The 12,314-nt window shown below is 70.1% G+C and carries 9 protein-coding genes and 1 other RNA gene; 3 read left to right on the forward strand and 7 right to left on the reverse strand.

The window, feature by feature from the left end; translation table 11 throughout:
* Nucleotides 1-16: 16 nt before the first annotated feature.
* From OXS27_RS10195 to OXS27_RS10220, 6 genes are all read right to left on the reverse strand, one after another.
* Entirely contained in the window at nt 17-1,477 is a 1,461-nt protein-coding gene (locus tag OXS27_RS10195) for a UDP-N-acetylmuramoyl-L-alanyl-D-glutamate--2,6-diaminopimelate ligase (RefSeq protein ID WP_267355952.1), read from the reverse strand.
* 10 nt (nt 1,478-1,487) lie between these two features.
* Nucleotides 1,488-3,386 (reverse strand): penicillin-binding protein 2, encoded by a 1,899-nt coding sequence (locus tag OXS27_RS10200; protein ID WP_243920569.1) that lies wholly within the window; start codon nt 3,384-3,386, stop codon nt 1,488-1,490.
* 6 nt (nt 3,387-3,392) lie between these two features.
* Nucleotides 3,393-3,806, reverse strand: a complete 414-nt coding sequence (locus tag OXS27_RS10205; protein WP_267355954.1) for a hypothetical protein — start codon at nt 3,804-3,806, stop codon at nt 3,393-3,395.
* Nucleotides 3,803-4,864, reverse strand: a complete 1,062-nt coding sequence (rsmH, locus tag OXS27_RS10210) for a 16S rRNA (cytosine(1402)-N(4))-methyltransferase RsmH (RefSeq protein WP_243920573.1) — start codon at nt 4,862-4,864, stop codon at nt 3,803-3,805. The genes OXS27_RS10205 and rsmH overlap by 4 nt, the downstream gene beginning before the upstream one ends.
* 418 nt (nt 4,865-5,282) lie before the next feature.
* Nucleotides 5,283-5,682, reverse strand: an RNA gene (rnpB, locus tag OXS27_RS10215) — RNase P RNA component class A.
* A gap of 46 nt (nt 5,683-5,728) precedes the next feature.
* Nucleotides 5,729-6,169, reverse strand: a complete 441-nt coding sequence (locus tag OXS27_RS10220; RefSeq protein WP_267355957.1) for a VOC family protein — start codon at nt 6,167-6,169, stop codon at nt 5,729-5,731.
* A 225-nt stretch (nt 6,170-6,394) separates the two neighbouring features.
* On the opposite strand from OXS27_RS10220, the gene pepN reads away from it, so the two are divergent.
* Nucleotides 6,395-9,016 (forward strand): aminopeptidase N, encoded by a 2,622-nt coding sequence (gene pepN / locus OXS27_RS10225; RefSeq protein WP_267355959.1) that lies wholly within the window; start codon nt 6,395-6,397, stop codon nt 9,014-9,016.
* A gap of 176 nt (nt 9,017-9,192) precedes the next feature.
* The gene (locus tag OXS27_RS10230) at nt 9,193-11,535 is read left to right on the forward strand and encodes a PAS domain-containing sensor histidine kinase (RefSeq protein ID WP_267355961.1); all 2,343 of its coding nucleotides are present in this window, start codon (nt 9,193-9,195) and stop codon (nt 11,533-11,535) included.
* 30 nt (nt 11,536-11,565) lie between these two features.
* Here OXS27_RS10230 and OXS27_RS10235 read toward each other — a convergent pair whose 3' ends face one another.
* Nucleotides 11,566-11,820: a hypothetical protein gene (locus OXS27_RS10235; RefSeq protein WP_243920582.1), complete on the reverse strand. Its 255-nt coding sequence runs from the start codon at nt 11,818-11,820 to the stop codon at nt 11,566-11,568.
* A 177-nt stretch (nt 11,821-11,997) separates the two neighbouring features.
* On the opposite strand from OXS27_RS10235, the gene OXS27_RS10240 reads away from it, so the two are divergent.
* Nucleotides 11,998-12,282, forward strand: coding sequence for a hypothetical protein (locus OXS27_RS10240; protein ID WP_267355963.1), 285 nt, complete (start codon nt 11,998-12,000; stop codon nt 12,280-12,282).
* Nucleotides 12,283-12,314 lie beyond the last annotated feature (32 nt).

Here is a 12,314-nt window from a genome sequence, read left to right on the forward strand (position 1 = left end):
TCAATCCCCGTCGCCGTCAGGCGGCCGCGTCGGCGATGGCGGCACGCAGGATCGCGTGGTCCGAGAACGGTAGGGTGCGATCTCCCACGATCTGGCCGGTTTCATGACCTTTGCCGGCTACGACCAGCACGTCGCCGGGCCCGAGGCGGTCCACGGCTGTCCGGATCGCCGCTTCCCGGTCGCCGATCTCCTCGGCGCCCGGGGCCGCGGCCAGGATCGCTTGGCGGATCGCGGCGGGCTCTTCGGTGCGCGGGTTGTCGTCGGTGATGATGACCGTGTCGGCGAGACGCTGCGCGATGGCCCCCATCAGCGGGCGCTTGCCCCGGTCGCGGTCGCCACCACAGCCGAACACCACCACGAGCTGGCCGGACGCGAAGGGGCGCAGCGCCGTCAGCACGCTCTCCAGCGCCTCGGGCTTGTGGGCGTAGTCGACGAGGCAGAGGCCGCCCCGCGCCTCCCCGATCCGCTCCATGCGGCCGGGCACGCCGGTGAGATGGTCCAGAGCGGCGAACACACCGTCCGGGTCGGCTGCGCCGGCCGGGGTGGCGAGCGCGAGGCCGGCCGCCACCAGGGCGTTCTCGACCTGGAATTGACCGACGAGCGGCAGACGCAACGTGCGGACGCGTTCCCGTTCGATGAGCCGGACCGCCTGGGCGAATCCTTCCGTCTGGACGGACTCGATCCGCAGGTCGCGGCCGGCGCGGCCGACCGTGCGCACAGGCCGCCCGGCCTCCCCGGCGGCGGCAATCACCCGGTCGGAATAGGCCCCGTCGGCGTTGACCACCGCCGGGCACCCTGCTGGCAGGAGCTCCGTAAAAAGCCTCATCTTGGCTGCGAGATACTCTTCGATGCTCGCGTGATAATCGAGGTGATCGCGCCCGAGATTGGTGAAGCCCGCCGCAATGAGCCGTACGCCATCGAGGCGGCGCTGCTCGATTCCGTGCGAAGACGCCTCCATGGCGAGGTCGGTCACGCCCTCCTGCGCCAGGCGCGCCAGGGTCTCGTGCAGCGTCACCGGGTCCGGCGTGGTGAGCGAGCCGTATTGCGCACCGCGGTTGGTGACGATCCCGACGGTGCCGAGGCTCGCCGCGTCGCGGCCGAGGCGGGCCAGGATCTGGCGCACGAAGTCGGCGACGGAACTCTTGCCCGCGGTGCCGGTCACCGCCACCACGCTGTCCGGCTGCCATCCGGCAAACCGCGCAGCGGCCAGCGCCAGAGCCCTGCGGGCGTCCGCTACGGGCACCCAGGCCACCGCCTCCGGCAGATCAGCCGGACGCGCGCCCTCACCCGCCACCGCCACGGCGCCGCGATTGGCCGCCTGGGGGGCGAACCGACGCCCGTCAGCCTTTGTACCTGGCACGGCGACGAACACCGTGCCGGTGGCGACCTGCCGGCTGTCGGCGGTCAAGCCCGTCACCGCCAGATCCGCGGTGCCGATAGGGGCTTCTGGGAAGAGATCGGCGAGCCGGGCCGTCATGACACCTCCCTCACGGACCGCCGAGCTGATTGATATGGTAGGCGTTGAGCTTGACCATCTGGGGGAACGGACGCACCGGCGGCTCGAATTGCGGCGGCAGGCCCAGGATCGGCGCCACGCGCTCGATCACCTTGCCGGTGACCACGCCCGCGTTCCAGGCCGCCGTCGCGTAGCCGCCGGATTCCGGCAGGCCCTGCGGCTCGTCCATGATGGTGACGAACAGGTATTTCGGGTCGTTCATCGGCGCCGCCGCCATGAAGGTCGTGAACAGGCGGTTGTGGATGTAGCGGCCGCCGATCACCTTCTCGGCCGTGCCGGTCTTGCCGCCCACGAAGTAGTAAGGGATCGCCGCCTTCTTGGCCGAGCCCTCGGAGGCGTTGAGGCGCATGATGTAGCGCATCGCCTCGGAGGTCGCACCCGACAGGACGTGGGTGGAGCGTGCCTTGTCGTCGGGATTCGCCTTGAGGAAGGTTGGGGTGATCAGGTCGCCGCCATTGGCGATGGCCGCCACGGCCGACGCCGCCTGGATCGGCGCCACCGCGATGCCGTGGCCGAACGCGATGGTGATGGTGTTGATCTCGGTCCAGCGGGACGGGACGATCGGTGCCGCGCTTTCGGGCAGCTCGGTGCGCAGCCGGTCGAGCAGGCCCATCTTCTTCAGGAACGCCTTGTGGCCGGGCACGCCGACGCCCAAGGCCATCTTGGCCGAGCCGATGTTGGAGGAATGCGTGAACACCTCCGGCATGGTGATGACCCGGTTGGTGCCGTGATACTCGTGGATCTTCTGGCGGCCCCAATTCAACACGCCGCCGCGGGTGTCGAAGGTCGAGTTGACGTTATACTTGCCGGAATCGAGCGCCATGGCGAGCGTCATCGCCTTGAAGGTCGAGCCCATTTCGTAGACGCCGACATTCATCCGGTTGATCCGGTCGGGCGAGAGCGCGTCCTTCGGGTCGTTCGGGTCGAAGTCGGGCATCGAGACCAGGGCGATGACCTCACCGGTCTTCACGTCGAGGATCATCGAGGCGCCGGCCTTGGCCTTGAAGTGGTCGATGCCCCAGGCCAGCTCGTCGCGCACCGCGAATTGGGCGCGCAGATCGATCGAGAGCTGCACCGGCTTCAGGTCGGCCTGCTTGTTGATCAGCCCGAAGCTGTTCAGCGCCTGCAGACCGGTGGAGTCGATGTACTTTTCCATGCCGGCGATGCCGACGCCGTCGAGGTTGGTGGCGCCCAGGATGTGGGCGGCCGCAGTCCCGTTCGGGTAGACCCGCTTGTGGTCGGGCAGGAAGCCGATGCCCGGGATGCCGAGCCGGTGAACCTCGGCCTGCTGCTTCGGGGTCAGCTCGCGCTTCACCCAGACGAAGCCCGCGCCGCTGCGGCCCTTTCGCGAGGACAGCTTGGCGCGCAGCTCCGAGGCATTCAGCTCGGGGAGCACTGCGGTGAGCAGCTCGACCGCCTCATCCTTGTCGTAGATGTTGCCGGGTTCGGCGAAGACCGAGACGGTGCGGATGTCGGTGGCCAGGATCTCGCCGTTCCGGTCGACGATGTCGGGCCGGAACGCCGTCGAGGAAGCGGCCGCTACCCGGTGCTCCTGGCTGGGCGGCTCCCCGAAGATCGCCATCGCCAGGAGCTTCGCCGAGATCGTGCCGAACACGCCGACGAAGACCAGCCCGACGAGCGCGACGCGCATGTGCGACCGCTCGATCGCCAGCCGGAACATGCTGCGCACGAACGCCTTGGCGCGGTCGGCGCGCGGCTCCGGCGGCAGCGCCTCCTCGGGGATCGGGCGCGGCGCGGAGGCGGCAAGCGCCAGGGCGGCGGCCTCCAGAAGCGCAGCCTCGTGCTCCGACACGCCGGTGTCCGGCGCCGCAGCGGCTTCGTCTGGGGTCTGGTCGGTGTCTTGGGACACGGGTGACTACCTCGAAGCGCTCGTCGGGGTGCGGGTCGTGGTGACGGTGCCGGTGATCGAGCCGGTGGTGCGCGGCTCGGGTCCGCCCTTGTCCTTGGGGGTCGCGGTGGCGGCGAGCAGCCGGCCGATTTCGTCGCCGCGCTCCTGCCGGGCGGGCAGGTCCGAGAGACGCGCCAGATGGCTGGTGCCGATCGGTTCCAGGGCAAGGTGCTTGTCGACGGCGGCCTGGAGGCGGTCGGGCCGCGTGAGGAGCTGCCACTCGGCGCGCAGCACCGCGATCGCCTGGCGCTCCTTGTGCAGCGCCGTCTGCAGCTTCGAGACCTGACCGCCCTGATAGAGCGTGTCGTACTTGATCGAGTAGGCGTAGATCGCCGAGGCCACGAGCCCGACGACCGCCAGAAGGTTGAGAAGGCGGATCATCGGCGGTGGCCCCCGCGGGCGGCTTCGGGAAGGCTCGCGAGTCCGGTCAGCGCCGCCAGCGGCTCCGGCACCGCGGATTCCGTACGCGCGGCGGCGCGCAGCTTGGCCGAGCGGGCGCGCGGGTTGCGCGCGATCTCGGCCTCGCCCGGCAGGACCGGGCCCTTGGTCACGAGGTTGAAGCTCCGCGTAACCTCGGCTTGCGTGCCGGGCTGGTGCCGTGAGCCCTGGGCGGACCGGCCGCTGCGGGCGGCAAAGAACTGCTTGACGATCCGGTCCTCCAGGGAATGGAACGTCACGACCGCGAGCCGCCCGCCGGGCCGGAGCACCCGCTCGGCCGCGTGCAGCGCCCGCACCAATTCGCCGAGTTCATCGTTGACCGCGATCCGCAGGCCCTGGAACGTCCGCGTCGCCGGGTGGATGTGGCTGCCGGGCTCGACCCGGACCACGCCGGCGACCAGCTCGGCGAGCTGCGCAGTCGTCTCGATCCGGCCGCGGCGGCGGGCCTCGTGGATGGCCCGCGCGACGGCACGCGAGCGCCGCTCCTCGCCGTAATGGTAGATGATGTCGGCCAACGCCGTCTCTTCGGCCTCGTTGACGAGGTCCGCGGCGCTCGGGCCGTCGCTGCCCATGCGCATGTCGAGGGGGCCGTCGAAGCGGAACGAGAAACCGCGCTCCGGCGCGTCGAGCTGCATGGACGAGACGCCGATATCGAGCACGACGTAGTCCGCCTGCGCCTCACCCGCCTCGGCGAGGAGGGTGTCGAGTTCGCCGAAGCGGCCAGAGACCAGACGGAGGCGACCCTTGGCGGCGGTGACCAGGGCCTGCCCGGCCGCGATCGCGCTCGGGTCCCGGTCGATGGCGATGATGTTCAGGGCCGGATCCCGCTCCAGAAGCGCGCCTGTGTAGCCGCCGGCGCCGAACGTGCCGTCGACCGCGAGGCCGCCGTCGGTTCGCAACGCGGCCGCCACTTCGTCGAGCAGGACGGGGATGTGCGGCGCGCCCGCACCGCGCTGGTTCGCCGGGTCGTGACCCTCCGGCAGGGGACGCCGCCGGGTCATGCGCGCCTCGGCGTGGCGACGCGGAACGGGGCGGGATAGCGGCGCGGTCCGGAAAGCCGGTCGCGAATGCGGCTCAAGCGTCTCATGGTGCCCTGGGCCGGGCCGCCCGAGGGCGGCACACGTGACGGGAACGGCACCGGATGCAGCGTGCGCAAAACGCCGCGCACGGAGGGGCCCTGCGGCGAGGCAGGTTGCGCCCGGCGATCCGATACGCGCCGTTGACGGGAGGATGCCGGGTATCATGGGCCTCGGAGGATCGTCAACGGACACGCTTGGCGCTGCCGCGCGAACCGATCTGACCCCCGCAAGGTTAACCGAAGGTTTTTACCGCGCGGTAAATCGCACGTCCGCACAGGCCGTCGCGGGCGATGTCCGCCGGCGGTAAGCCCTTGTGCCCGTGCGAAATTTCCGGTGGCGGTGGATCAGCCGGCCTATAAGCCGGGTTCTGTAGGGCCGGCGCGCTTGCGCACGCCGACGTGGCGGCCATTCCTCTGGGACGGTCGTTGCCGACCGCCTCGAGCAACCAACCCGGGCGACTGGCCTGGAGAGAAGGCCTGCCCCTCTTGCGAAGGGCGCGCCGCCCCTATTCGGTCTTGCTCCCGGTGGGGTTTGCCATGCCGTCCGCGTTGCCGCGTCCGCGGTGCGCTCTTACCGCACCCTTTCACCCTGACCCCGGACGCGTCCGGGGCGGTCTGCTCTCTGTGGCACTATCCCTGGGGTCGCCCCCGCCGGACGTTATCCGGCACCGTCTCTCCATGGAGCCCGGACTTTCCTCCCCGGACGCGTGAAGCGTCCGGAGCGGCCGCCCGGCCGGCTGATCCAGCGGGCAGATGCGCTCGCGGATCAGTCCGGGTCAAGGACGGATCACCAGGTGCCGGTGTTCTCCATGGAGGTCCAGGGCTCCTGCGGCTCCTTGGGGCCCCCCTTCTGGAGGATCTCGATCGAGATGCCGTCCGGCGACTTCACGAAGGCCATGTAGCCGTCGCGGGGCGGCCGGTTGATCGTCACGCCCTTGTCCCGGAGCTTGGCGCAGAAGGCGTAGATGTCATCGATTTGATAGGCGAGGTGCCCGAAATTGCGGCCGCCCGAATAGGTCTCCGGGTCCCAATTGTAGGTCAGTTCGACCAGCGGGGACTTCGTCTCCTTGGCCCGGGCGGCATCGCCGGGGGCCGCCAGGAAGACCAGGGTGAAGCGGCCCTTCTCGTTCTCGACGCGCCGGACCTCCTGCAGGCCGAACGTGTCGACGTAGAAGGCGAGCGCCCGGTCGAGATCGGCCACCCGGACCATGGTGTGCAGAAATTCCATCGCGGGAGATCCCTCTGTTGCGGCGAGGGCCAACACGACGCCCTCAGGAAGACCGACATGGCCTGCTCGGCCGCGGCTCATCGCACTCCTAGCTAGAGCGCGCCCCGGACCGCGGGTAGACCGGATGCGGCTTGGGCCCGGAGCACACGGCCGGCGCGGCCGCGTTGCACCGGGCGCGCCGAGCGACCAGAAGGGACCGCAGCAAACACCCGAAGTGAGGGCCGCATGCGCACCGAGACGCCGCCGCTGATCCGCTTGGAGGAGTACCGTCCGAGCGACTACCTGATCGATCGCGTCGATCTCGACATTCGCCTCGATCCGCACGCCACCCGGATCGACGCAACCCTGGCGCTGCGCCCGAACCCGGCCGGCATCCCGGATGCGCCCCTGAACCTCGACGGCGATGACCTGCATTTGGTGTCGGTGGCCCTCGACGGCGCTGCGCTCGCATCGGACGCCTACACGGCGTCCCCGGCGGGCCTGAGCCTGCTCGCCCCGCCCCGAAAACCCTTCACCCTGCGGCTCGTCACCGAAGTCGATCCCACCGCCAACACCAAGCTGATGGGGCTCTACCGCTCAAGCGGGGTCTACTGCACCCAATGCGAGGCCGATGGCTTCCGCCGCATCACCTACTTCCTCGACCGCCCCGACGTCATGGCTGTCTACACCACCCGGATCGAGGCCAACCGAACCGAGGCGCCGGTTCTGCTGGGCAATGGCAACCTCGTCGAATCGGGCGCGGTCGGCACCGACCGGCACTTCGCGGTCTGGCACGATCCGCATCCGAAACCCGCCTACCTGTTCGCCCTCGTCGGCGGCCGGCTGGGGAAGGTCGAGACCCGCTTCACCACCATGGAGGGGCGTCCCGTGACCTGCGCGGTCTATGTCGAGCCCGGCAAGGAGCCCCGGGCGGACTACGCCCTCGACGCCGTGATCCGCTCCATGGCCTGGGACGAGACGGCGTTCGGCCGACCCTACGACCTCGACGCGTTCAACGTCGTGGCCGTCTCGGACTTCAACATGGGCGCCATGGAGAACAAGGGGCTCAACATCTTCAACGACAAATACGTGCTGGCGAGCCCCGAGACGGCGACCGACGGCGACTACGCGGCGATCGAGGCGATCATCGCCCACGAGTACTTTCACAACTGGTCGGGCAACCGCGTCACCTGCCGCGACTGGTTCCAGCTGTGCCTGAAGGAGGGCCTGACGGTCTTCCGCGATCAGGAATTCTCCTCCGACATGCGCTCCCGGCCGGTGCACCGGATCGCCGAGGTGCGTGGCCTCCGGGCGCGCCAGTTCCCCGAGGATGCCGGGCCGCTGCGCCATCCGGTCCGGCCCCGGGCCTATGCGGAGATCAACAACTTCTACACGGCGACCGTCTACGATAAGGGCGCCGAGATCGTCCGGATGCTGCGCACCCTGATCGGCACGCAGGCGTTCCGAACCGGCATGGACCGGTACTTCGCTGACAATGACGGGCGCGCCGCCACCGTCGAGGATTTTCTCTCGGCCTTCGCAACCGTCACCGGGCGCAATCTCACGGCCTTCGCCCGCTGGTACGAGCGCCCCGGCACGCCGCGCCTGTCGATCTCCGGCCACTACGATCCGCAAGGCGCCCGCTACACCCTGCGGCTCGCGCAGAGCCTGCCCGATGCCGACGGGCAAGAGGGGCCGCCGCTGGTGATCCCGGTCGCCCTCGGCCTCGTCGGCGCGTCGGGACCGCTGACCGATGCGACCTGCGCCCAGGTGCGGGACGGCGTGTTCGTCCTCGACCGTCCGGAGGCCGAGATCGTCTTCGAGGGCGTCACCGAGGAGCCGGTGCCGTCCGTGCTGCGGGACTTCTCGGCGCCGGTCCGCCTCGACCTCGCGTTGACCGATGCACAACGCATGCGCCTGCTGGCGCATGACAGCGACCCGTTCAACAGCTGGCAGGCCGCGCAGGACGTCGCCCTTCGGCTGATCCTCGAACCCGATGCCGGCCGCATGGAGGCCTTCGCAGAGGCGCTCGGCCGTTTCCTCGACGGCGAGGCGCTCGCCGATCCGGCCTTTGCGGCCCTGGTGCTGGCGCTGCCGAGTGAGGGCGAAGCCGCCGACGCCCTGCCGGCCGACGTCGATCCCGATGCGATTCATCGGGCGCGCTTCGAGCTGCGGTCCTATCTCGGCCAGACGCTAAGGCCGCGCTTCGAGCGGATCGACGCTGCCCTCGCGCCGGTTGCCGGGGCGCCCTACAGCCCCGACGCGGCCTCGGCGGGACGCCGATCGCTCCGCAACGCCGCCCTCGACCTGATTGCGGCGGGTGACCCCGAAGCCGGCGCGCGACGGGCCGCCGATCGGTTGGCGGACGCCACCAACATGACCGATCGCCTCGCCGCCCTGGCCACGCTCGCACTGATCCCGGGCGAGGCCCGCGAGGCGGCGCTCGCGGACTTCGCCGCGCGCTATGCCGACGAACCCCTCGTCCTCGACAAGTGGTTCGCCATCCAGGCCCAGATCCCGGAGGCCGGGACATTGGAGCGAATCAGCCGGCTGCAGGGCCATCCTGCCTTCACGCTCACCAACCCGAATCGGGTGCGCGCCCTGATCGGCAGCTTCGCGTTCGGCAACCCGACTCAGTTCGCGAGGGCCGACGGCGCCGGTTTTTCGTGCGTGGTCAAGACAGTTGCGGCGCTCGACTCGACCAATCCGCAGGTTGCAGCGCGCCTGCTGACGGCCTTCGGATCCTGGCGTCGGCTGGAAAAATCGCGGGCGGCCAAAGCCGCCGAAATGCTCAACGGGATCAAGGCGATCCCGGGCCTCTCCCGGGACTCCGCCGACATTCTCGCGCGTACCCTGGGAGGCGGCTAAGCACTTGCATTGACGGTAGAAATTGATTCTTCGGCACCGTTGCAACAAGCGCTTGGCGTCAAGCCCGTATGGTAAAAAAGCCGTGGACAAACCGCCCCGCGGGGTGATTGTATTCACACAGATTCGGGGGGCCGAGCGCTCCGCCCAGTCGCAGTTTCCACGGGCGAGGTTCGGCCATGCCGGAGGCGGGTTCCGCTTCCTTCTCCGCGCGTGCGGATTCGACTCGTGCCGTATCCTGGCCAAGTCGCACGCCGGAGACCCGGTTCGGCCAAGCTGAACGCTGGCTGCGCTTTGCCGTGCCGGGAACGCTGGCGGTCTTTCTGGCCTGCCTGTGCGGGCTCGCCGCGCTCCACATCCGGGGCCAGCGTGCTGAGATCCTGGCTGTCGCCCAGGCGGAGCTCGAAGGGTTCGCACGCTTGGCCGCGCGGGCCATCGGTCCCACCGGAAGCGTGGGCGCGGATCTGCGCCCTCTGATGCCGGAGAGCGGCCGGCATCCGGGCCGGCGACTGCTGCTGATCCGGCCCGACACCCGCATCGTCGCCGCCCATCCGCCCCTCCCGGCCGATCTCCAGACCCTGTCCCAGGTCCTCGGCGCTAGCGAGCCGCTCTCCGGCCTCAGCGAGCGCGCGGGCGCCATCGCCCTCGACCTCCCGGGCGGCGAAACCGTGCTGGCCGCCATGCACAGCCTGCCGGGTGGCACCGGGCAGGTAGCCGTGCTCCAGCCGGTCGAGCCGCTGCTGCGCGGCTGGACCGCCCGGACTCGGGATCAGATCGTTTTGATCGCCGCTGCCGCCATCGTGATCGTCGGGGTCGGGCTCGCCTACGGGCTCCAGACCCGACAAGCGGCCCGGGCCGACCGCGCCCGCGAGACGATCCGCGGCCGCCTCGAGACCGCCCTGCGCCGGGGCGGCTGCGGCCTGTGGGATTGGGATGTCGCCCGGGGCCGGATCTACTGGTCCGATTCGATGTACGGCCTGCTCGGATATCGGCGGCAGCACGAGTATCTCTCGTTCGGGGACGTCAATGGCCTCGTTCACCCCGACGACGGCGACCTCTACAGCCTCGCCCGCGGCGTGGCGGCCAACCAGACCCATATCGATCACGCCTTCCGCATGCGCGGCGCCGACGGGGCCTATGTCTGGTTTCGCGCCCGGGCCGAGGTGGTGGTGAACGCCGTCGATGGAAGCCGGCATCTCGTCGGCATTGCCACCGACATCAGCGAGCAGCGCGCCCTCGAAGAGACCAACGCGGCGGCCGACATGCGCCTGCGCGACGCCGTCGAGGCGATCTCGGAGGCGTTCGTCCTCTGGGATACCGGCAACCGGCTGGTCCTGTGCAATTCGAAGTTCCGCCATCTCCACGCCCTCAGCCCGGAGGACGCCCGGTCGGGCCAGAGCTACGTGGACGTGATGCGGCGGGGCGTGCTGCCGCAGATCCGGCGCGAATCGGGCGATGTCGGCCTGGTGCCCGGCGGCGCGACGGCCAGGACCTTCGAGGCCGAACTGGCGGATGGCCGGTGGCTCCAGATCAGCGAGCGGCGCACCAAGGACGGCGGCTACGTCTCGGTCGGGACCGATATCACCAGCCTGAAGCGCCATCAGGAGCAGCTCCAGGCTTCGGAGCGCGAGCTGATCGAGACCGTGAAGGACCTCAAGCGCTCCCGCCGGACCCTGGAACTCCAGACCCAGCAGCTCGCCGACCTCGCCGAGCGCTACCTCGACCAGAAGGCCGTCGCCGAGGCGGCGAACCAGGCCAAGTCGGAGTTCCTGGCCAACATGAGCCACGAGCTGCGCACGCCGCTCAACGCGATCATCGGTTTCGCCGACGTGATGGAGAACGCGGTTCTCGGCCCCCTCGGGACGCCCCGCTACACCGAATATTGCCGCGACATCCGCGAGAGCGGTTCGCACCTCCTGTCCATGATCGACGACATCCTCGACATGGCCCGGCTCGAGGCGCGCCGCGTGCGGCTGAACCCCCGGACGGTCTCGGCCGAGGCCGCAGTGTCGTCGGCGATCGCGCCCTTCGCGGCGGTCGCCGACGAGAAGGCGATCACCATCACCACCGACATGCCGCCGGATCTCGACCTGCTGGCCGATCCGAGCGCGCTGCAACAGATCCTGGCCAACCTCGTCCAGAACGCGGTGAAGTTCACGCCGGCCGGTGGGCGGGTCGCCGTGCGCGCGCGCCGCGCAGGCGCCAGCACGCATCTCTACGTGGTCGATAACGGCATCGGCATCCGGCGCGCGGACCTCGTGCGGCTCGGCCGGCCGTTCACCCAGGTCGAGGCGCAGATGACCCGCAGCCACAAGGGTTCGGGGCTGGGGCTCGCCATCACGCGCTCGATGGTGGAACTGCACGGCGGGTCGCTGCGCATCCGCTCCGAAGAAACGGTCGGCACCATCGTCCTCGTGCGCCTCCCGGCCGCGAATCTGGACCGCCCGGACCCGATCGGGGCCGAGCGCACTCTCGCTGCACCCCGGCGCGACCGCCGCACAGCGACAACGGTCGCGGCCTAGCGAACTCCCCGCCGGCCCGGACATTGCGCGTCAGCGCCGCGGATCGAGGCCACCGAGCCGGGCCATGCGGCCCTGTTCCGCATGCCAGCGTGCATCCGCCACGGCCCGCGCGAGGCTCCGGATGCGCCAGCGGCGGTAGAGGACGAGGATCGGGTTGCCGCGCAGCCTGGCTTGATGGCGCTGGAGGCGCCGGATCAGGTCCGGCAACTGGGCCGAGGCCGCATCGCCGGTGGCGATCTCGATCGCGCGCAGTTCGGCCCGGAGCCCCGCCTTCCAGTCTTCCATCTTGCCCGAGCCTCCGCGCTGAAACCGCCGGCGGGCTCGCCCGCGCGGTGAAGCCATCCGGGTCACGAAAACCGTCGGGGCCGCGGCATGACTGCACGCCCTGCAAACCCGCGCCATAGGGATGGGTTTACGCCTCAGACGATCCGTTCGGCGGATCATGCACGGAAGATACGATCGATGCGCTCCCGAACACGATTGCGCGTCAGCGTCGCGACGCTGCTCAGCCTTTTCGCCGCGCCCGCGCTGGCGCAGAGCACCGGCTACGTAACCGGTTTTCCCGGCAAGGATCCCGCGGGCGACGAGGAGATCGGCTGGGGCCCGGCTTACCGGCCGGAAACGAGCTTCGCGCAGCCCGGGACACCGCCGACGCCCGGCGAGATCGCCGGCCGGGCCTATCGCGCCCGGACCGGCCACGGCGTCTACGATCGCGTCGAGGGCGACGGGTCTCGCCGCACGCGGTAGGTTCGTGCCCGGTTGTGTCGCATCGTGCTCCG

Source organism: Methylobacterium sp. GC_Met_3 (assembly GCF_026540775.1).
Taxonomy (GTDB): domain Bacteria; phylum Pseudomonadota; class Alphaproteobacteria; order Rhizobiales; family Beijerinckiaceae; genus Methylobacterium.

Bases quoted from the DNA above. Each gene is read 5' to 3' on its own strand.
- OXS27_RS10195 (WP_267355952.1), bottom strand. From the start codon at position 1,477: ATGACGGCCCGGCTCGCCGATCTCTTCCCAGAAGCCCCTATCGGCACC.
- OXS27_RS10205 (WP_267355954.1), bottom strand. From the start codon at position 3,806: ATGATCCGCCTTCTCAACCTTCTGGCGGTCGTCGGGCTCGTGGCCTCG.
- rsmH (WP_243920573.1), bottom strand. From the start codon at position 4,864: ATGACCCGGCGGCGTCCCCTGCCGGAGGGTCACGACCCGGCGAACCAG.
- OXS27_RS10220 (WP_267355957.1), bottom strand. From the start codon at position 6,169: ATGGAATTTCTGCACACCATGGTCCGGGTGGCCGATCTCGACCGGGCG.
- pepN (WP_267355959.1), top strand. From the start codon at position 6,395: ATGCGCACCGAGACGCCGCCGCTGATCCGCTTGGAGGAGTACCGTCCG.
- OXS27_RS10230 (WP_267355961.1), top strand. From the start codon at position 9,193: ATGCCGGAGGCGGGTTCCGCTTCCTTCTCCGCGCGTGCGGATTCGACT.
- OXS27_RS10235 (WP_243920582.1), bottom strand. From the start codon at position 11,820: ATGGAAGACTGGAAGGCGGGGCTCCGGGCCGAACTGCGCGCGATCGAG.
- OXS27_RS10240 (WP_267355963.1), top strand. From the start codon at position 11,998: ATGCGCTCCCGAACACGATTGCGCGTCAGCGTCGCGACGCTGCTCAGC.